This is a genomic window from Streptomyces nidicola, from assembly GCF_050106155.1.
Lineage (GTDB): Bacteria > Actinomycetota > Actinomycetes > Streptomycetales > Streptomycetaceae > Streptomyces.
On sequence record NZ_JBNBPI010000001.1, the window covers coordinates 3,463,256 to 3,483,195 of the forward strand.

The 19,940-nt window shown below is 71.5% G+C and carries 17 protein-coding genes; 11 read left to right on the plus strand and 6 right to left on the minus strand.

From position 1 onward, the window contains the following. The first annotated feature begins 125 nt into the window (after positions 1-125). From scy to ACOKM3_RS15680, 7 genes are all read left to right on the plus strand, one after another. Entirely contained in the window at positions 126-4,112 is a 3,987-nt protein-coding gene (scy, locus tag ACOKM3_RS15650) for a polarized growth protein Scy (RefSeq protein ID WP_426900923.1), read from the plus strand. Between the two features lie 192 nt (positions 4,113-4,304). Then, the gene (locus tag ACOKM3_RS15655; protein WP_426900925.1) at positions 4,305-5,240 is read left to right on the plus strand and encodes a coiled-coil domain-containing protein; all 936 of its coding nucleotides are present in this window, start codon (positions 4,305-4,307) and stop codon (positions 5,238-5,240) included. Positions 5,241-5,466: 226 nt separating this feature from the next. Beyond that, positions 5,467-6,501, plus strand: coding sequence for an ABC transporter ATP-binding protein (locus ACOKM3_RS15660; RefSeq protein WP_426900927.1), 1,035 nt, complete (start codon positions 5,467-5,469; stop codon positions 6,499-6,501). Position 6,502: 1 nt separating this feature from the next. Continuing rightward, positions 6,503-7,273, plus strand: a complete 771-nt coding sequence (locus tag ACOKM3_RS15665) for an ABC transporter permease subunit (RefSeq protein WP_426900929.1) — start codon at positions 6,503-6,505, stop codon at positions 7,271-7,273. 42 nt (positions 7,274-7,315) lie between these two features. Beyond that, positions 7,316-8,029, plus strand: a complete 714-nt coding sequence (locus ACOKM3_RS15670; RefSeq protein ID WP_426900931.1) for a hypothetical protein — start codon at positions 7,316-7,318, stop codon at positions 8,027-8,029. 113 nt (positions 8,030-8,142) lie between these two features. Continuing rightward, on the plus strand, positions 8,143-9,336 hold the full coding sequence (locus ACOKM3_RS15675; protein ID WP_426900933.1) for an ABC transporter ATP-binding protein: 1,194 nt from the start codon (positions 8,143-8,145) through the stop codon (positions 9,334-9,336). After that, positions 9,333-10,166 carry an ABC transporter permease subunit gene (locus ACOKM3_RS15680; protein WP_426900935.1) on the plus strand — a complete coding sequence of 278 codons (834 nt, stop codon included), beginning with the start codon at positions 9,333-9,335 and terminating at the stop codon, positions 10,164-10,166. Before ACOKM3_RS15675 ends, ACOKM3_RS15680 begins: the two co-directional genes overlap by 4 nt. Before the next feature lie 33 nt (positions 10,167-10,199). Here ACOKM3_RS15680 and ACOKM3_RS15685 read toward each other — a convergent pair whose 3' ends face one another. Then, entirely contained in the window at positions 10,200-10,541 is a 342-nt protein-coding gene (locus tag ACOKM3_RS15685) for an ATP/GTP-binding protein (protein ID WP_426900937.1), read from the minus strand. Positions 10,542-10,752: 211 nt separating this feature from the next. Between ACOKM3_RS15685 and ACOKM3_RS15690 the strand changes: the two genes are divergently transcribed. Then, positions 10,753-11,787 (plus strand): LLM class flavin-dependent oxidoreductase, encoded by a 1,035-nt coding sequence (locus ACOKM3_RS15690; RefSeq protein ID WP_426900939.1) that lies wholly within the window; start codon positions 10,753-10,755, stop codon positions 11,785-11,787. 99 nt (positions 11,788-11,886) lie between these two features. Here the strand turns inward: ACOKM3_RS15690 and ACOKM3_RS15695 are convergent, their stop codons facing one another. Next, entirely contained in the window at positions 11,887-12,279 is a 393-nt protein-coding gene (locus tag ACOKM3_RS15695; protein ID WP_385762564.1) for an SCO5389 family protein, read from the minus strand. A gap of 297 nt (positions 12,280-12,576) precedes the next feature. Between ACOKM3_RS15695 and nucS the strand changes: the two genes are divergently transcribed. Next, positions 12,577-13,248, plus strand: a complete 672-nt coding sequence (gene nucS, locus ACOKM3_RS15700; protein ID WP_426900941.1) for an endonuclease NucS — start codon at positions 12,577-12,579, stop codon at positions 13,246-13,248. Between the two features lie 108 nt (positions 13,249-13,356). Here nucS and ACOKM3_RS15705 read toward each other — a convergent pair whose 3' ends face one another. The 4 genes from ACOKM3_RS15705 to ACOKM3_RS15720 all read right to left on the minus strand — a co-directional run bounded on the left by ACOKM3_RS15705 (position 13,357) and on the right by ACOKM3_RS15720 (position 18,310). Then, the gene (locus ACOKM3_RS15705; protein WP_426900943.1) at positions 13,357-15,837 is read right to left on the minus strand and encodes an ATP-binding protein; all 2,481 of its coding nucleotides are present in this window, start codon (positions 15,835-15,837) and stop codon (positions 13,357-13,359) included. A gap of 255 nt (positions 15,838-16,092) precedes the next feature. Continuing rightward, a complete protein-coding gene (locus ACOKM3_RS15710) occupies positions 16,093-16,416 on the minus strand; it encodes an STAS domain-containing protein (RefSeq protein WP_426900945.1) in 324 nt (107 codons plus the stop codon). A gap of 221 nt (positions 16,417-16,637) precedes the next feature. Continuing rightward, positions 16,638-17,489 carry a 3-hydroxyacyl-CoA dehydrogenase family protein gene (locus tag ACOKM3_RS15715; protein ID WP_403851010.1) on the minus strand — a complete coding sequence of 284 codons (852 nt, stop codon included), beginning with the start codon at positions 17,487-17,489 and terminating at the stop codon, positions 16,638-16,640. Positions 17,490-17,671: 182 nt separating this feature from the next. Next, positions 17,672-18,310 (minus strand): TetR/AcrR family transcriptional regulator, encoded by a 639-nt coding sequence (locus ACOKM3_RS15720; RefSeq protein ID WP_426900947.1) that lies wholly within the window; start codon positions 18,308-18,310, stop codon positions 17,672-17,674. An 82-nt stretch (positions 18,311-18,392) separates the two neighbouring features. Here ACOKM3_RS15720 and ACOKM3_RS15725 point away from each other — a divergent pair, with 82 nt between their 5' ends. Together ACOKM3_RS15725 and ACOKM3_RS15730 are read left to right on the plus strand one after the other, a co-directional pair. Continuing rightward, a complete protein-coding gene (locus ACOKM3_RS15725) occupies positions 18,393-19,175 on the plus strand; it encodes an ABC transporter ATP-binding protein (protein WP_426900949.1) in 783 nt (260 codons plus the stop codon). 5 nt (positions 19,176-19,180) lie between these two features. Then, complete coding sequence (locus ACOKM3_RS15730; RefSeq protein WP_426906803.1) at positions 19,181-19,936, plus strand: ABC transporter permease; 756 nt, start codon at positions 19,181-19,183, stop codon at positions 19,934-19,936. Positions 19,937-19,940: the final 4 nt, after the last annotated feature.

The window sequence follows — 19,940 nt, forward strand, 5'->3', positions numbered from 1 at the left end:
ATCAGCCGCAACGGTCCGACGGCACCGTCCCATTCGATCTGACACCATTCCCCGGGGGCCCCGTTCGCGGGACGGGCGGGGCTCGTAAGAAGAACTTGCGACCAGGGGACGGATGGGACCGCGCAGTGCGGGGCTATGAGAGCCAGGACGGCCGACGGCCGGCTGAGACCGACCATCTCTCGCGGTTCGAAGCCGAGATGGACCGGCTGAAGACCGATCGGGAGAAGGCCGTCCAGCACGCCGAGGACCTCGGCTACCAGGTGGAGGTGTTGCGCGCCAAGCTGCACGAGGCGCGCCGCAGCCTCGCGTCCCGGCCTGCCTACGACGGGTCGGACATCGGCTACCAGGCCGAGCAGCTCCTGCGTAACGCACAGATCCAGGCCGACCAGCTGCGCGCCGACGCCGAGCGCGAGCTGCGCGAGGCCCGTGCGCAGACCCAGCGGATCCTCCAGGAGCACGCCGAGCAGCAGTCCCGGCTCCAGTCCGAGCTGCACACGGAGGCCGTCAACCGGCGCCAGCAGCTCGACCAGGAACTCTCCGAGCGCCGCCGCACGGTCGAGACGCACGTCAACGAGAACGTGCAGTGGGCCGAGCAGCTGCGCGCCCGCACCGAGCAGCAGGCCCGCCGCCTCCTCGACGAGTCGCGCGCCGAGGCCGACCAGGCGCTCGCCGCCGCCCGCGCCGAGGCCGAGCGGGTCTCCGAGCAGGCCCGCCAGCGCCTCACCTCAGAGGCCGAGGAGGCGCGCGCCGAGGCGCAGTCGATCCTGGCCCGCGCCCGGCAGGACGCCGAGCGCCTGCTGAACGCCGCGTCGACGCAGGCGCAGGAGGCCACGGACCACGCCGAGCAGCTGCGGACGTCGACGAGCGAGGAGTCCGAGCAGGCCCGCCGCCGGTCCGGTGAGCTGAGCCGGGCCGCCGAGCAGAAGATCGCCGAGGCGGACAGCGCGCTGCGCGAGGCCCGCGCCGAGGCCGACAAGGTGCTCGCGGAGGCGAAGGACGCCGCGGCCAAGCAGCTCGCGACCGCCGAGTCGACCAACGAGCAGCGCACCCGCACCGCCAAGGAGCAGGTGGCCCGGCTGGTCCAGGAGGCCACCAAGGACGCGGAGGCCACGAAGTCGGAGGCCGAGCAGGTCGTCGCCGACGCGCGCGCCGAGGCCGAGAAGCTGATCGCCGAGGCCAAGGAGAAGGCCCGTACGGTCACCGCCGAGGAGACTGCGGGCGAGCTCGCGAAGGCCGCGCGCACTGCGGAGGACGTGCTCAACAAGGCGTCCGAGGAAGCCAAGGCGACGACGAAGGCGGCGGCCGACGAGGCCGAGCGGCTGCGCGCCGACGCCGAGGCCGAGGCGGACCGGCTGCGCGCCGAGGCGCACGATCTGGCGACGGAGCTCAAGGGCGCGGCCAAGGACGACACCAAGGAGTACCGCGCCAAGACCGTCGAGCTCCAGGAGGAGGCGCGCAGGCTTCGCGGCGAGGCCGAGCAGCTGCGGGCCGAGGCCGTCGAGGAGGGCGAGCGGATCCGGGCCGAGGCCCGCCGCGAGGCCGTCCAGCAGATCGAGGAGTCGGCCAGCACCGCCGAGCAGCTGCTCGCCAAAGCGAAGGCCGACGCGGACGAGCTGCGGACCGCCGCGACGACGGAGAGCGAGCGCGTCCGTACGGAGGCCATCGAGCGGGCCACGTCGCTGCGCAAGCAGGCCGAGGAGACCCTCGAGCGCACGCGCGCGGAGGCCGAGCGGTACCGCGCCGAGGCCGAGGAGCAGGCCGAGGCCACCAGGGCCGAGGCGGAGCGCGCGGCGCAGGAGCTCAAGGACGAGGCCGAGCAGGCCATGCGGGCCAAGCAGGAGGAGGCGGCCCGCGAGCTGACCCGCCTGCACACGGAGGCCGAGGAGCGCCTGACCGCGTCGGAGACGGCGCTGAACGAGGCGCGGGAGCAGGGCGAGACGCTGCGCCGCGAGGCCGCCGAGGAGGTCGAGCGGCTGCGCGCGGACGCCGCCGAGCGCGCCCGTACGGTGCAGGCGCAGGCCGAGACGGAGGCCGAGCGCCTTCGCACGGAGGCCGCGTCCGACGCCTCGACGACCCGCTCCGAGGCCGAGAACGTCGCCGTACGACTGCGGTCCGAGGCGTCCAACGAGGCGGAGCGGCTCAAGACGGAGGCGCAGGAGTCCGCCGACCGGACCCGCGCCGAGGCACAGACCGCCGCCGAGCGGATCGCCGCCGAGGCCGCGGAGACGCTGGCCGCCGCCCAGGAGGAGGCGGCCCGGCGCCGCCGCGAGGCCGAGGAGACGCTCGGCAGCGCGCGCGAGGAGGCCGATCAGGAGCGCGAGCGGGCCCGCGAGCAGAGCGAGGAACTGCTCGCCGTGGCGCGCGCCCGCGTGGACGAGGCGCAGGCCGAGGCCGTACGTCTGGTCGAGGAGGCGGACCAGCGGGCGACCGAGATGGTCTCCACCGCCGAGCAGACGGCGCAGCAGGTGCGCGACTCCGTGGCCGGGCTGCAGGAGCAGGCTCAGGAGGAGATCGCCGGGCTGCGGTCCGCCGCCGAGCACGCCGCTGAGCGCACCAGGACGGAGGCGCAGGAGGAGGCCGACCGGGTCCGCGCCGACGCCTACGCGGAGCGCGAGCGCGCCACGGAGGACGCGAACCGGGTCCGTTCCGAGGCCACCGCCGAGGCGGAGGCCGCCAAGGCGATGGCGGAGCGCACGGTTTCGGAGGCGTTCACCGAGGCGGAGCGGCTGCGCACGGACGCGTCCGAGCACGCCCAGCAGGTCCGTACGGAGGCCTCCGATCTGCGCGCGGCCGCCGACCAGGACGCCTCGCGCACCCGCGCGGACGCCCGCGAGGACGCCAACCGGATCCGCTCCGACGCGGCCGAGCAGGCCGACACGCTGATCACCGAGGCGACCACCGAGGCCGAGCGGCTGACGGCGGAGACCAACGCGGAGGCGGAGCGGGTCCGCGCCGAGTCCACCGCCAAGGCCGAGAAGCTCGTCGGCGACGCGACCACGGAGGCCGAGCGGCTGCGCGCCGAATCGACGGCCGCCGCCGAGCAGTTGACCAACGAGACGCGGGCCGAGGCCGAGCGCGTACGGACCGAGTCCGTCGCCAAGGCCGAGAAGCTGATCTCGGACGCGTCCGGCGACGCGGAGCGGCTGCGCGCCGAGGCCGCCGAGACGGTCGCCTCCGCGCAGCAGCACGCCGAGCGGATCCGCACCGAGGCGGAGCGCGTCAAGGCGGACGCCGCGGCCGAGGCGGACCGCATCACGGCAGCCGCGCGCGAGGAGGCCGAGCGCACCCTCGACGAGGCCCGCAAGGACGCCAACAAGCGGCGTACGGAGGCCGCGGAGCAGGTCGACAAGCTCATCACGGAGTCCGCGACCGAGGCCGACAAGCTGACCCGCGAGGCACAGGAGACGGCGCAGAAGACGACCGCCGACGCGGAGTCGCAGGCCGACACGATGGTCGGCGCGGCCCGTACGGAGGCCGAGCGGCTGGTCGCGGAGTCGACCGTCGAGGGCAACTCGATCGTGGAGAAGGCGCGTACGGACGCGGACGAGCTGCTCGTCGGCGCCCGCAGGGACGCGACGCAGATCAGGGAGCGCGCCGAGGAGCTGCGCGACCGGATCACGGCCGAGATCGAGGAGCTGCACGAGCACGCGCGCCGCGAGTCGGCGGAGGCCATGAAGAACGCGGGCGAACGCTGCGACGCTCTGGTCAAGGCCGCGGAGGAACAGCTTTCCGAGGCGCAGGCGAAGGCCAAGGAGCTGCTGAACGACGCGAATTCGGAGGCCGGCAAGGTCCGGATCGCGGCCGTGAAGAAGGCCGAAGGCCTTCTCAAGGAAGCCGAGCAGAAGAAGGCCGAGCTGTCCCGCGAGGCGGACAAGATCAAGGCGGACGCCGAGCAGGAGGCCACCGCCATGATCGAAAAGGGTCAGCGGGATCTCGACGTGCTGGTCAGGCGCCGCGAGGACATCAATGCCGAGATCTCCCGTGTCCAGGACGTGTTGGAGGCGTTGGAGAGTTTTGAGGCTCCGTCCGGCGGGGGAGCCAAGGACGGGGGCGTCAAGGCGGGGGCTGCCGCGGGGGCCACACGTTCGAGTGGCAAGGGCTCGGAGGGCTAGCCTTTCGGCCAACTACCGTGCTCGACAAGGACCTTTGGCCCTGTTCTGGCAAGCACTCCGTCCCTACGCCACTCAAAAGGGGTGACATTCTAGAGCTGAAGGCTGATCAATCCGACATCTGCCCGATGACACGCCGCTACGCCCCCTAGGATTCCCCCTATCACCTCACCGGTCTCATTCGACAGGAACCCCATGAGCGACACTTCCCCCTACGGCTTCGAGCTTGTGCGGCGTGGGTACGACCGCGCTCAGGTGGACGAACGGATCTCCAAGCTCGTCTCCGACCGTGACAGCGCTCTTGCCCGTATCACTGCTCTGGAAAAGCGCATCGAGGAACTCCACCTCGAGACGCAGAACGCTCAGGCGCAGGTGAACGACGCGGAGCCGTCGTACGCTGGCCTCGGCGCCCGCGTCGAGAAGATCCTCCGCCTCGCCGAGGAGGAGGCCAAGGACCTGCGCGAAGAGGCCCGCAGGGCCGCCGAGCAGCACCGGGAGCTCGCCGAGTCCGCGGCCCAGCAGGTGCGCAACGACGCGGAGTCGTTCGCCGCGGAGCGCAAGTCCAAGGCCGAGGACGAGGGCGTTCGGATCGTCGAGAAGGCCAAGGGCGAGGCCACCGCGCTGCGCACCGAGGCGCAGAAGGACGCGCAGTCCAAGCGCGAGGAGGCGGACGCCCTCTTCGAGGAGACGCGCGCCAAGGCCGCCCAGGCCGCCGCCGACTTCGAGACGAACCTGGCCAAGCGCCGCGAGCAGTCCGAGCGTGACCTGGCCTCGCGCCAGGCCAAGGCCGAGAAGCGCCTCGCCGAGATCGAGCACCGCGCGGAGCAGCTCCGCCTGGAGGCCGAGAAGCTGCGCACGGACGCGGAGCGCCGGGCCCGGCAGACGGTGGAGACGGCGCAGCGTCAGGCCGAGGACATCGTCGCGGACGCGAACGCGAAGGCGGACCGGATCCGCAGCGAGTCCGAGCGTGAGCTGGCGGCGCTGACGAACCGCCGCGACTCGATCAACGCGCAGCTGACCAACGTCCGCGAGATGCTGGCCACCCTGACCGGTGCGGCGGTCGCCGCGGCGGGCGCCCCGGCGGAGGAGGAGCCCATCTCCCGCGGGGTCCCGGCGCAGCAGTCCCGTTAGTTTTTTCCACGCCGCGGGGGCTCCGGATGGATCCGGAGCCCCCGCGGCGTCATTTCCAGCTTCTAGGGGCCAGCCCTACGGGGGCCGACATTTCAAGCCCGGGCAATTCAAGCCCCGCCGGCGATTGAGGCGCGGGGGCTTGAAATGCCCGGGCCCGATCGGCCCCACGGGGGCGGCGGCCCCCGCTTAAGTGGCCGGGGCCGACTACCCGTTTTAGCGTGGCCACATGATCGAGCTCTCGGGGCTGACCAAGCGCTACGGCGAGAAGACGGCCGTGGACGACCTCACCTTCTCCGTCCGGCCAGGAATCGTCACCGGCTTCCTCGGCCCCAACGGCGCGGGCAAGTCCACCACGATGCGCATGATGCTCGGCCTCGACAACCCGACGGCCGGCGACGTCCGGATCGACGGCAAGCACTACGCCCAGCTGAAGGACCCGCTGCGCTACATCGGCGCGCTGCTCGACGCGAAGGCGATGCACGGCGGCCGCAACGCCTACAACCACCTCCTCTGCCTGGCGCAGTCCAACGGCATCCCCAAGAGCCGCGTGTACGAGGTGCTCGACACGGTCGGCCTCACGGCCGTGGCCCGTAAGAAGGCGAAGGGCTTCTCGCTCGGCATGGGGCAGCGGCTCGGCATCGCCGGCGCACTCCTCGGCGACCCGCAGATCCTGATGTTCGACGAGCCGGTCAACGGGCTCGACCCCGAGGGCATCCACTGGATCCGCAACCTGATGAAATCCCTCGCGTCCGCCGGCCGCACGGTCTTCGTCTCCTCCCACCTGATGAGCGAAATGGCGCTCACCGCCGACCATCTGGTGGTCATCGGGCAGGGACGCCTCCTTGCCGACATGTCGATGCCGGACTTCATCCGGCAGAACTCGCGCTCGTACGTCCGGCTGCGCTCGCCGCAGCACGAGCGCCTGCTGGACGTGCTGCACCGGGCCGGCATCACGGTCGTGGAGTCCGGCGGCGCCCTCGAGGTGGACGGCCACCCCGCCGAGGAGCTGGGCGAGCTCGCGGCGCGCAACCAGCTCGTCCTGCACGAACTGAGCCCGCAGCAGGCCTCCCTGGAAGAGGCGTTCATGCAGCTGACGGCGGAGTCGGTGGAGTACCACGCGCACACGGACGCTCCGGAGCAGCAGAACCCGCAAGGCCCAGTGACCCCACAGACCCCACAGACTCCGCAGAGCCCCGGGGCCCCACAGAACCCGCAGCAGTCGGGCTGGGGTGCCGGCTGGAACCGAGAGAAGGGCGCCTGAGATGGCCGCGGCCCAGGTCCTCCGCTCCGAGTGGACCAAGATCAAATCGGTGAACTCGACGGCCTTCACGCTCGGCCTCGCGGTGCTCGTCTCCGTCGGCCTCGGCATGCTGATCAGCGCGCTCACCAGCAACGAGTTCGACAAGATGTCGACCGGGGACAAGCTGACCTTCGACCCGACCTTCATCTCCTTCTCCGGCCTCACCCTCGGCCAGCTCGCGATGCTGGTCTTCGGGGTCCTCGTGGTCGCGAGCGAGTACAGCACCGGCATGATCCGCACCTCGCTCGCGGCGGTCCCGCAGCGCGGCACGTTCCTCTTCTCCAAGATCCTGGTCGCCGCGCTGCTCGCGCTCGTCGTCGCGCTGGTCATCAGCTTCGCGTCGTTCTTCCTCGGCCAGCTGATGCTCGGCGACCACGGCACGGACCTGGGCGCGCCGAACGTGCTGCGCGCGGTGTTCGGCGCCGCCGTCTACATGACGCTGATGACGATGTTCTCCATGGGCATCGCGGCGATGCTCCGCTCCCCCATGCTCTCGCTCGGCATCCTGATGCCGTTCTTCTTCCTGGTCTCGCCGATCCTCGGCAGCGTCTCGGCCACGAAGAAGGTCGCCCAGTACTTCCCCGACCAGGCGGGCCTGAAGGTCATGCAGGTGGTGGACCCGCCGAGCGACGACGCGCCGTACGGGCCGTGGGGCGGGCTCGTGATCCTGCTGGTGTGGGTGGCGGTGGCGCTGATCATCGGATACGTCCTGCTGAAGAAGCGGGACGCGTAGGGCGGGCAGACTCCAGGCCCTTCGGGCCCTAACCTGCGGCCCATGGCGCTCATCGACCCCAGCCGCACCCTCGTCTCCCTCGGCTACGACACCGTCCCCGCCCTCACCCCCCTCAGCTACCCCGGCCGCCCGGTCACCGCCCCGGCACTCCTGCGCGGCGACGAACTCCTCGACCTGGACGTGGAGCACGAGCTGCCCCGCTGGACCGCGGACCGCACGCCCGTCCTCGCCGTCGGCTCCAACGCGGCCCCCGCCCAGCTCGCGTACAAGCTGAAGAAGCTCGGTCTCCCGGTCGCCGTGCCGATGGTGCCGCTCCCCACGCGCGGCATCGGCGTCGGCTGCTCCGCACACATCGGGCGCAACGGATATGTGGCCGCCGCCCCCTACCCGGATCCGCGGGCCGCGCGCACCCTCGTCGTGTCCTGGCTCGACGCGGCCCAGCTGAAGGCGGTCGACGCCACCGAGCTGCCGAACTACCGCAGGACCACCGTCCCCGACTCCCCCGTCCCCGGTCTGCAGATGTACGTGGGTGAGCACGGCGTTCTCGTCGACCCCGGCACCGGTGCCCCGCGGGCCGGCGGCGGCGACCAGGCGGGCCTCCTGAGCGCGCTCATGGCGGCCTCTCCCGAGCTGGCCGCCCTGCTCGGCCCCGCCCCGCGGGACTGGGTACGGCTCGCGGCCGCGTCCCCCGCCGTACGCGAAGAGGGCACCCGGCTCCTGCGCTCGGGCGGAACAATCCCCTCCGGCCCCGCCTGACGCTTTGCTCACTCTTGGCCGGAACCGTCAGCTCGCGTATACGCTCCTAACCCTTACGGGGGCGTCTGCCCCGACGTCCTGAAACTCTCAGAACCTTCCGATGGGTGCGGAGAATGATCGAGGCAGTCGGCCTGACGAAGCGCTACGGCGCGAAGACAGCCGTGTACAACCTTTCCTTCCAGGTGCGGCCGGGGACCGTGACCGGGTTCCTCGGGCCGAACGGCTCGGGCAAGTCCACGACGATGCGCATGATCCTCGGCCTCGACCAGCCGACCGCCGGCCATGTGACGATCGGCGGCTATCCGTACAACAAGCTGCCGAACGCGCCGCGCCAGGTCGGCGCGCTGCTCGACGCGAAGGCCGTGCACGGCGGCAGGTCGGCCCGCAGCCATCTGCTGAGCCTCGCCCAGCTCGCCGGCATCCCGGCCCGCCGCGTCGACGAGGTGCTCGGCGTCGTCGGTCTCCAGGACGTCGCGAAGCGGCGCTCCAACGGGTTCTCGCTCGGCATGGGGCAGCGGCTCGGCATCGCCGCCGCGCTGCTCGGCGACCCCCAGGTGCTGCTCTTCGACGAGCCGGTCAACGGGCTCGACCCCGAGGGCATCCACTGGGTCAGGAACCTGATGAAGCAGCTCGCCTCCGAGGGGCGCACGGTCTTCGTCTCCTCGCACCTGATGAGCGAGATGGCGCTCACCGCCGAGCACCTGATCGTCATCGGGCGCGGACAGCTGCTGTCCGACATGAGCGTGCGGGACTTCATCGCGCACAACTCGGCCGGCTTCGCGCGGGTGCGCACCCCCGACAGCGAGCCGCAGCAGCGCGAGAAGCTGACCGCGGCGCTGACCGAGGCGGGCGGCCAGGTGCTGCCCGAGCAGGACGGCGGGCTGCGCGTCACGGGCCTGCCACTGCCGCAGATCAGCGATCTGGCGCACAGCTCCGACGTACGGCTGTGGGAGCTGTCGCCGCACCAGGCCTCGCTCGAGGAGGCGTACATGCGGATGACGCAGGGCGCCGTCGACTACCGCTCGACCGCCGACCAGCGCGCGGGCCTGCACGAGCAGCTGCCGCCCGGCGCGGTGCCGCCCGCCCAGATGCCGGTGCCGGGACAGGGCCAGCCGGGCTGGTACGCCCCGCCGCCGCCCCAGGCCCCGGTCCAGGCTCCGGGTCAGGCCCCGCCCCACGCCCCGGTCCAGCCGCCCGGCCAGCCGCCCCTCGCGGACCAGAATCCGTACGCGGCCCCGATGCCCCCGCCGGCCCCGCCCGTCGCGCCGGCCCCGACCGCCCCGCCGATGGACAAGGACGCCCGATGAGCACGCCGCCCCCGCCCCTCGCCGCACCCGGCGCCTCGTACGCCTCACCCATCCCGATCCGCAAGGCGCACCTCGGCGACGCGCTCGCATCGGAGTGGACGAAGATCCGTTCCGTGCGCTCCACGATGTGGACGCTGGGCGTGATGATCGTGCTGATGGTCGGCCTCGGTCTGGGCTCGGCCGCGGTGGTCGCCGCCGACGACGGCTCGTCGCCGAGCAGCGAACAGGTGCTCAGCCTCGGCTTCTTCGGCACGCTGCTCGGCACCATCTGCGTGATGACCCTCGGCGTCCTGACCATCGCCTCCGAGTACGGCACCGGCATGATCCGTACGACGATGACGGCCTGCTCCAGCCGGAGCCGGGTGCTCGCCGCCAAGGCGATCGTCTTCTTCCTGCTCGTCACGGTGCTGACGACGGTGTTCGCCGCACTCGTCGGCGCGCTCCAGGTGGGCATCGTGGGCGTGGACTCGCCGGCGGGCGGCACGTGGGCGAAGTCGACGCTCGGCGTCGGCCTGTTCGTCGCGCTGCTCGGCCTGCTCGGGCTCGCGGTCGGCACGCTCGTACGGCACTCGGCGGGCGCGATCACCATCATGGTCGGCGTCGTGCTGCTGCCGCTCGTCATGGCGATCTTCATGTTCGCCGAGTCGCTCAAGGACCTTCAGCAGGCGCTGCTCGAGTACTCGATCCCCAGCCAGCTCGCCGTGCTCTACGACAACTCGGTGACCGCGGGCTCCGGCCCGACCGGCTGGCAGCCGCTGTGGATCATGGCGGCGATCACCGCGGTGGCGCTCGGCGGCGCGTTCCTGTCGCTCAACAACCGCGACGTATAGGCGTACAGCGGGCCTCGGGCCTACGGCCTGTCTTCAGTACCGCGGCGCGTTCTTGGACCGCTGCACCTTCGTGGTGCGGCGGTCCTTCGCGTTCCAGCACGCCTTGTGCCAGTGCCGCCGGTCGTCCACTCCCCCGTACTCCGGCCAGGCCACCACGTGGGCGAGCGCGGAGGGGATCTGCTGGTCGCAGCCGGGGCAGCGGTACGTCTTCCCGGCCGCGCTCGCGCCCGCCACGTGGCGCACGCTCCACTGCTCGCCCTGCCAGCTCTCCGTGGACTGGAACCCGCCGTAGCGCCTCGATTCGTCCCCGCTGCTCGTGGAGTCGCTGCTGCGGGACGACCCGCCTGCTTTCGGGCGGTTGCGGCGCGGAGACACGTCTCACCTCTGAGTGTGTGAACGGAGCAGGAGGTCGCGAACAGCGTACGCCGAGACGCAGGGGGCACTCGAAGTCCACCGGCCCGGCCCGATGTCAAGATCTGCCGGAAAATCTGCCAATCTTCATGCGAGGCCGTGTCCTTGGCACTTGCCAACCGTTATTGCCTGTAGGGGGAATGCCCGCGTCGGTGCCGAGGAAGGCAGGAATGCGATGCGCGTAGGAACATTTGTACTGGCGGCCCAGTTTCCGGGTCAGGGGCAGGGAGAGGCACTGCATCGCGCGGTGCGATCCGCGGAGGTCGCCGAAGAGGCGGGCCTCGACTCCGTGTGGCTCGCCGAGCACCACTTCGTGCCGTACGGGACCTGTCCCTCGGCCGTGACGCTGGCCGCGCTGCTGCTCGGCCGCACGAACACACTGCGGGTCGGCACGGCGGTCAGCGTGCTGCCGACCGCGCACCCGGTCGCCCTCGGCGAGCAGGCGGCATTGCTGCACGTCACGTCCGGCGGCCGGTTCTCGCTCGGCGTCGGCAGGGGCGGGCCCTGGGTGGACCTGGAGGTCTTCGGGGCGGGCGTCGAGGCGTACGAGAAGGGGTTCCCGGAATCCCTCGACCTGCTGCTCAAGTGGCTGCGGGACGAGCACGTCGGGGGCGCAGGCGAGCGCTTCGCCTTCCGCGAGGTCCCGGTCGTGCCGCGCCCGACCGAGGCGATCGGCGGGGCGGTCCGGGAAGGGCCGGAAGTGATCGTCGCCTGTACGTCACCGAACAGCGTGCGGCTCGCCGCCGAGCGGGGTCTGCCGATGCTGCTCGGCATGCACATCGGGGACGAGGAGAAGGCCGAGATGGTCGGCCTGTGGCGGCGCCGCGCCCGCGAGGCCGGGCGCTCGGTCGACGAGATCTACGCGGCGGAGCACGTGTCGGCCGGTGTCGCCCAGATCGGTGACAGCGAGTCGGAGGCCGCGGAGACACTCCTGAAGGCGATGCCGGGCTGGCTGAAGCAGGGGCTTGACGCCCATGTGACGGTCGACGGCAGGGCGCGGGCGATGCGCGACCCCTACGCGTACACGGAGTTGCTGTGCTCCCTGCACCCGGTCGGCACCCCGCAGTTGTGCGCGGACCGGCTCGCGGCGACTTCGGAGCGGACGGGGATCACCCGGTTCGCGCTGCTCGTCGAGGGCTCGGGGGATCTCACGGCGACGGAGGAGAACGTGCGGCGCCTCGGAGCCGAGGTACTGCCTCAACTCGACTGACGGTGCGGGATGTTCGCCCCCTCCCCGGTGCCTGCTGCCCCGTACTGATGCACCTCCCGCGTACGGGGCAGCGGGCAAAGACGGTTACGCCGTCAGCCGTCAGCAGTCACGCAGTTCCGGTGACTGGTTGAGCAGCTGATTGCGTGCCGAGGTGAAGCGGGCGAGCGTCTCGTCCACCGCCGGGTCCTGCGGGAACACCGCAACCCGGTGGCAGTTCTGGAACGCGAGGCGGACACCGAAGTGCCGCTGCAGCGCCCCACGTATGGCGTCACTCGCGAGCGCACGCAGAAGCTGTCCGCGTGCCTGCTCGTCCGGGGGCGGCGTCTGGTTGTCGGCGAACGCTCCGCCGTCGACCTTCAGCTGAGCCACCAGGGAGCTGATCATCTCCCATGCGTAAGGCAGGGAGGTCCGGACGCAGTCGACGAAGTCCTTTTCGTCGACCTCGCCTCGCTCGGCCTGATCCAACAGCGCCGGTGAGACGTCGAGCGACATGGGTTCTCCTCTCGCACCCCCGGGGAGCGGGGGCTGACGGACAGGGCAGAAGTCCTTGGCACGAGCACTCCGTGGAACACGCAGCGTGCACGCGCCGCGACCTCCTGTCTTCTACGTTAGGCAACGTGTCCGAACGGCAACAGGGCGTAGGGGTATTCGTTCGTACACAACCGGCCAATGCCGAACGCGTGCTTACTGGAATTAAAGGGGCGCACCGCAGGTGCTCGGGTAGGGCGGTGGTGGGAGACGGGAGGGAGAAGTGCGTGGACCCCTGAGGGTCGAGTAGCGTTGCCGACCATGCGTCTCGTCATCGCCCGTTGCTCCGTGGATTACGCGGGCCGGCTCACCGCCCACCTCCCGTCGGCACCCCGCCTCATCCTCGTGAAGGCGGACGGCAGCGTCTCGATCCATGCGGACGACCGCGCCTACAAGCCCCTCAACTGGATGTCGCCGCCGTGCACCTTGAAGGAGGGCACCGGAGACGACGAGGGCAAGTGGACCGTCGTCAACAAGGCGGGCGAAAAGCTCATCATTACGATGGAGGAGATCCTCCACGACTCCTCGCACGAGCTCGGCGTGGACCCCGGCCTCATCAAGGACGGCGTCGAGGCCCACCTCCAGGAGCTGCTCGCCGACCGCATCGACACGCTCGGCGAGGGCTACACGCTCATCCGCCGCGAGTACATGACGGCGATCGGCCCGGTCGACATCCTGTGCCGGGACGGCGAAGGGCAGACCGTGGCCGTCGAGATCAAGCGCCGTGGCGAGATCGACGGGGTCGAGCAACTCACTCGCTATCTGGAGCTGTTGAACCGGGATCCGCACCTCGCGCCGGTGAAGGGGATCTTCGCGGCGCAGGAGATCAAGCCGCAGGCGCGCGTTCTCGCGACGGACCGGGGTATCGGTTGCGCCGTGCTGGACTATGACGCGATGCGGGGTATCGAGGACGACAAGCTGCGGCTCTTCTGAGGGGCGCGGTGGTCCGGGGTTGACGTCTCGGGGCGCCGCCCCGGACCCCGCGCCTCAATCTCCCCCAGCTAACGCTGGGAGGTGCCCCCTGCGGGGCTTGATCAGCCCTCAGGCGGCGTTGCTCGGAGAGTTCGGCGTCGTCGTGATCGGGCCGCTGGCCGTGTCCGAGGTGTCCGGCGTCGTCGGCGGGGTCGTCGTCGCAGGCGGCGGAGTTGTTGTCACCGGCGGCGGGCTCGACGTCGGTGGCTTCGTCGGCGTCGGAGTGGGCGACTTCGTCGGGGACTTGGTCGGCGATTTCGTCGGGGACTTCGTGGGCTGCTTGGTGGGCGACTTCGTCGGGTCGTCGGGGCTCTTGGAGCCGCTCGGCGAGCCGGAGGGCTTCTTGCTCGCCCCGCTCGACGGAGTCGGATCGTCCGCCGTGCCGAGGACGCCGTCCTTGCCCGGGTCGGTCGGTGCCGCGCTCGTCTTCCCGTCGCCGCCCGCCTCGTCGGCGCCGAGGTCCCCGCCGTTCTCCCCTGCCGTCGCCGACGGTTTCGTGTCGACCTTGTCCGACGGCGGGTCGTCGTTGCCCGATGTGGCGCCGAGCGTGACGACCGTGCCGAGCACCGCCGCGAGCAGCGCGCCGGCGCCCGCCGCCACCATGTTGCGCCGGGCGCCGCCCACCACCGATTTGCGCGAGGGCGCCTTGGCGCCGACGACGGTCGGGGCGGGCGGTGCGGGTGGTACGGGTACGGGCGCGGCGGCCTGACGGGTCACCAGGGTGTCGGGCTCGCTCGGCGCCTCGGACAGTGCGTACGCGGGAACCCCACCGGGCGGCGAGGCCGACTCCTCGTACATCGCGTCCGGGACCTCTTCCCCCGCCGCCGTACTCCCGCCGGGCAACGAGCCGCCCGAGCGGTCGGCGACCAGGGCGAGGGCCCGGCGCCCGGCGATCGTGCCGTGCTTGTCGGCGACGGCGCCGCGCAGCGCGATGGAGGCCTCCAACTCGAAGCGGGCCCGGTCGAGCTGCCCGTCGAGGAGCGCGAGGATGCCCAACTCGTGGTGGAAGTACGCCTCCTCGGCCACCTGCCCGGTGGAGCGCGCCGCTTCGAGGCCGGCCCTGAGGGCGCGATCCCACGCGCTCCAGGCGAGCCCGGCGGCGAAGGCGGGCGCGGCCGCGCGGGCCAGCTCCACGGATGTCTCGGGGGCCGTCGTCGCCGCGAGCGCGGCCAGCACCGCGTCGGACTCGGCGGCCGCCCGCTCGGGCCCGACCGACGGGTGCGCGGCCCACCAGGCGTAGTGCTGGGCGGCGGTGCGCCCGCGGCCGGCCGCGTCGGTGCCGTAGCCCGCGGCCTCCAGCTGCTGACGCACTCCGGCGGCGAGGCGGTAGCGGCCGCCGACCGGCGTGACGAGCGCGCAGGAGACGAGCTCGGCGAGGGCCGCGTCGGCGTGCGTGTCACCGACGAGCGCCGGCAGGTGCGCCTGGTGCGGGATCTCGCCGCCGAGCGCGACCGCGAACTCCAGGGTGGCGCGCGCGGACGCGCCGAGCCGGGACGCGAGCAGCGCGGCGGGTGCGGCGGCCTCGGCGAGCGCGGGCAGCGGCACATCGTGCCCGTCGGCGTCGAAGGGCGCGTCGATCGGCGCCGCGTCGGGGCCCTCGTAGTAGCCGAACGCGTCGAAGGCCTCGGGGTCGGCGCGGAGTTGGTCGCGCTGCCGGAGCAGGGCGCCGGCCTGTACGAACCGGAGCGGCAGGCCCTCGGACTCGAACCAGAGGTCGGCGGCCCACTGCGCCTCCTCGTCGGTGAGCACCCGGCCCACGGCCCGCTCCAGGAGCTCCTGTCCGCCGCCGCGGCCGAGCCCCGCCAGGAAGACCTCCTCGACGTGCGAGTCGGCCGACGGCGCCGGCACGTCGGGCGTCGCGGACAGCAGGAAGGCGCACTCGGGCGTCGCTTCGAGGAGTTCGTCGAGCGCGGCGCCGCCGAACTCGAGGTCGTCGAGGACGACGACGGCGCCGATCTCATGGACGAGTTCGAGCAGCAGCGCGCGGTCGGGGCGGTGCAGCGGCGCCTTGTGGACGGCGCCGAACAGGTCGTACAGCAGGTCCTCCACGGACCGCAGGTGACCGCAGAGCCGGACGACGCCGTCGGGCGCGATGTCGGCGCAGTCCTCGGTGACCTGGTCGAGCAGCGCCGTGCGCCCGGATCCCGCGGGCCCCGTGAGCCGTACGGAGCGGCCGCGGGCCAGGAGCCGCACCAGGCGCTCCCGCTCCTCCTGTCGCTCCAGGAGCGGCAGTTGCGGCTGTGCGGGTCCTGGCGGCAGCGGTGGCCGGGCGGCGCGGGCGAGCGCCGCACGCTCCGCGGTGTCGTACTTGGTGGGCCGGCCCGGGCGCTCGCCGGGCGGGCAGGATTCGATCTCGCTGCCGTCAACGGGATTGACGGTCAGCAGGTGGTCGCCCGAGACGAGTCGCACGGTGCGGGCGAGCGCGGGTGACGCCTGGCCGTAGTCGGGCGTCAGAGGGTCGCGGGGCGGCCGCTGCCGTCCTCCGCCGCCATCTGTCCCGTCGTGCCGTTCCTGGCTGGAATCTTCGGGTCCCCGGTCCATCGGGTCCATCGTCAAAGCCCCCCAAAAGCGTGGTGTGCCGCTTGCCCCTCCCGGCCTGTGCACACCGCACTGTCGCTTGGCTCAGTATCTACGAAACCGGGAGGTGCCGCGCTGCCCGAGAGGTCACAGTCTCGTGAGGGTTGTCGGCAATTCCGTCCGGAATGACTGGTTCACCCCTTCGAAGGTCATACCTTCCGGTTCAACCCTGCAACTCCCGGCCACACGCGTGGCTTCCGCCTCAGACGCGCGCCTCAGACACGCGCCTCAGACGCGCGGCAGGGACTCGACGCCGATGCCACCCTCGATGGCCAGGATCCGGTGCAGTCTGGTGGCGACGAGCAGGCGCTGCATCTGGGGAGGCACGCGGCGCAGCACGAGGCGGCGTCCGCAGCGGCCCGCGCGGCGGTGGGCGCCCATGATGACGCCGAGCCCTGTCGCGTCCCAGGAGTCGAGTTCGGACAGGTCCAGCACCAGGTCGCCCATTCCGTCGTCGACGGCGGTGTGCAGGACCGAACGGGCGTCCGCCGCGCTGCGGACGTCGAGGCGGCCCCCGACGACCAGCTCGACGTGGTCGCCCCTGATGTACATATGCGCTCCCCGTGGGAAATACAGAAGTGCTCGGCGTGGTCGGAGTACGCGACTGCTTCTGAGCCGGTACTCAGCTGTTCATGTGATTCCGGTTGATCCGGTGATCCGGGTGATCTGGGTATGTCACTGCAACTGACGGGCCGCGGGGGCCGAAAGTTGCCGTCTGTAAGCGAACCGATACCGAATTCACCCCGAGGGGTGACATGGCATCAGCTGTGCGGTCAAGCGTGCTTGTAGAAGCCCTGCCCGCTCTTGCGGCCGATGTCACCGGCGTCCACCATCCGGCGCATCAGCTCCGGCGGCGCGAACTTCTCGTCCTGCGACTCGGTATAGATGTTCTCCGTCGCGTGCAGCAGGATGTCGACGCCCGTGAGGTCGGCGGTGGCGAGCGGCCCCATCGCGTGACCGAAGCCCAGCTTGCAGGCGACGTCGATGTCCTCGGCCGTGGCGACCCCCGACTCGTACAGCTTCGCGGCCTCGACGACGAGGGCGGAGATGAGACGGGTCGTCACGAACCCGGCGACGTCCCGGTTCACCACGATGCAGGTCTTGCCGACGGACTCGGCGAACTCCCGCGCGGTGGCGAGCGTTTCGTCGCTCGTCTTGTAGCCGCGCACGAGTTCGCAGAGCTGCATCATGGGCACGGGCGAGAAGAAGTGCGCGCCGACGACGCGCTCCGGGTGTGCGGTGGCCGCCGCGATCTTGGTGATCGGGATGGCCGAGGTGTTCGAGGCGAGCACGGTGTCGTCCCGCACGATCTTGTCGAGCGCGCGGAAGATCTCGTGCTTCACTTCGAGCTTCTCGAAGACGGCCTCGACGACGACGTCCGCGTCGGCGGCCGCGTCCAGGTCGGTGGTCGCGGTGATGCGGCCGAGCGCGGCTTCGGCGTCGGCGGCGTCGAGCTTCCCCTTGCCCACGAACTTCTCGTACGAGGCCTTGATGCCGTCGGTGCCGCGCGTGAGCGCTTCGTCGGTGACGTCGCGCAGTACGACGTCCCAGCCCGCCTGGGCGGAGACCTGCGCGATGCCCGACCCCATGAGGCCGGCTCCGATGACGGCGAGCTTCCTTGCCACGTACGTCCCCTAACCGCGTGTCCCGCGCGACCGCTCAACCACTGTTCACGTTGCTTGTCTACGTTGCTCTCCGGCGGACACTAGCGCCCGTGAGCGGCCGTGTGACCGCTAAGAGATGCGCGTCACGTCTCGAATGACGGACATCACACTGAGCCTGATCAGTGATCGATCATCCGTGCCCATCAGACGTCACGGACGGCGTAGTTGAGCACCTTCTCGCTCAGAAGTTCCTCCATCTCGTCGAGCACGTCGAGCATCTCGCGGGAGACCTCGGCGGGGCTGCCGCCCGCGACCATCCGGCGCCCGATGCCGGCCATCACCGTCTGGTGGACCCAGCCGATCTGACCGGCGATCAGGTCCGGCAGCGGGTCGTCCGCCACGGCGCCGGTCTCCGCGCGCAGCGTCTCCACGAGGTTGTCGTGGACCTCCTGCTGGATGGCCCACAGCCGGGAGCGCAGGGCGGGCGCGGCGTGCACCACGCGCATGAACTCGCTGTAGCCGTCCATGAGTCCGACGCGCGGCGAGACCGACTCGATCTCCTCGCGCAGCTCGCGCAGCACTGCGTTGGCCGCGGACTCCCCCGGCCCCCGGCCGCGCACCCAGCGGGACATCCGGTCGACGACGCCCTTGGAACGGTCGAGGAACAGGTCCTCCTTGGCCGGGAAGTAGTTGTAGACGGTGTTCACGGAGACGTTCGCCGCGTCCGCGATCTCCGCGACGGTCACCTCGTCGAAGCCGCGCGCCAGGAACAGGCCGGTCGCCACGTCCGAGATGTACTGCCGGGTCTGCCGCTTCTTCCGCTCCCTGAGCCCTTCTGCCATGCGCCGATCCTACGGGTTTGCTGGCCTCGCTGAAATTTTGGGGACGTTGCAAAATTTCAGCGACTCTGTTTTTCTGGCTCGCATGGCAGTCATCAGCGCGTCCGGGCTCGCCCGGACCTTCACCACCAAGCACGGCCCCGTCGAGGCGGTCCGCGGTATCGACCTGCGCGTCGAGCCGGGCGAGATCCTCGGCTTCCTCGGCCCGAACGGCGCGGGCAAGACCACGACCCTGCGGATGCTCACGACCCTGCTCGCACCCACCGGCGGCGCGGCCACCGTCGCGGGTCACGACCTGGCGAGCGACCCGGCGGGCGTGCGGCGATCGGTCGGATACGTCGCCCAGTCCGGCGGCGTGGACCCGTCCATCTCCGTACGCGAGGAGCTGGTCACGCAGGGCCGCCTCTACCGCCTGCCGAAGCCCCGGGCGGCCGCCCGCGCCGAGGAGCTGGCCGCGGACCTCGGCCTCACGGACCTCCTGGAGCGCAAGGCCGGAGCGCTCTCGGGCGGGCAGCGGCGCCGCCTCGACATCGCGATGGGGCTCGTGCACCACCCCGAGGTGCTCTTCCTCGACGAGCCGACGACCGGGCTCGACCCCGGCAGCCGCGCCGACCTGTGGGACCTGGTCCGCCGGCTGCGCGCGGAGCACGGCACGACCGTCTTCCTGACCACGCACTACCTCGACGAGGCGGACGCGCTGGCGGACCGGATCGTCGTGGTGGACAAGGGAGTCGTGGCCGCCGAGGGCACGCCGAGCGCGCTCAAGCTGGCGCACGGCGGGTCGATCGACGCGACGCTCCAGGACACCTTCCTGGCCATCACCGGGCGGGGCCCCGCGCCGGTGGACACGACCCCGGTGGCGGTGTGAGCACGATGAAGACCTTGCTGTCCGACACCGCGATCATCTTCGGGCGCTACGCCCGCCAGACGCTCTCCTCGCGCTTCCAGATGCTCTTCGGCATCCTCATGCCGCTGCTGTACCTGCTGTTCTTCGGGCCGCTGCTCACCAGCCTGCCGCTGAGCTCCAGCGGCAGCTCCTGGCAGGTCCTGGTCCCCGGCCTGTTGCTCCAACTCGCCCTGTTCGGCGCCGCGTTCTGCGGTTTCGGCATCATCCTGGAGAAGACCCACGGGGTGGTGGAGCGGATGCAGGTGACGCCCGTGAGCCGGCTCGCGCTGCTGCTCGGCCGCGTGCTGCGCGACACCGCGCTGTTCCTCTTCCAGGCCGTGCTGCTCATGCTCACCGCGCTCGCGATGGGCCTGCGGGCGCCGCTCGCGGGCGTCCTGATCGGCTTCGCCTTCGTGGGCCTCCTGACGGTGTCGCTCGCCTCCCTGTCGTACGCGCTCGCCTTCAAGGCCCGTACGCCGCAGGAGTTCGGGCCCGTCATCAACGCCGTCACGATGCCGTCGATGCTGCTCTCGGGCCTGATGCTGCCGATGGCGCTCGCGCCCGGCTGGCTGGACGCGCTGTCGCACGTCATGCCCCTGCGCTATCTCGTGGACGCGATGCGGGACGCGTTCGTCGGCCACTACGCGACGGCGAACATGCTGTACGGGGTGCTGGTCGCGCTCGCCTTCGCGGCGCTCGCCGTGACGGTCGGCACACGCGGCTTCCGTCGGGCCTCCGCGTAACTAC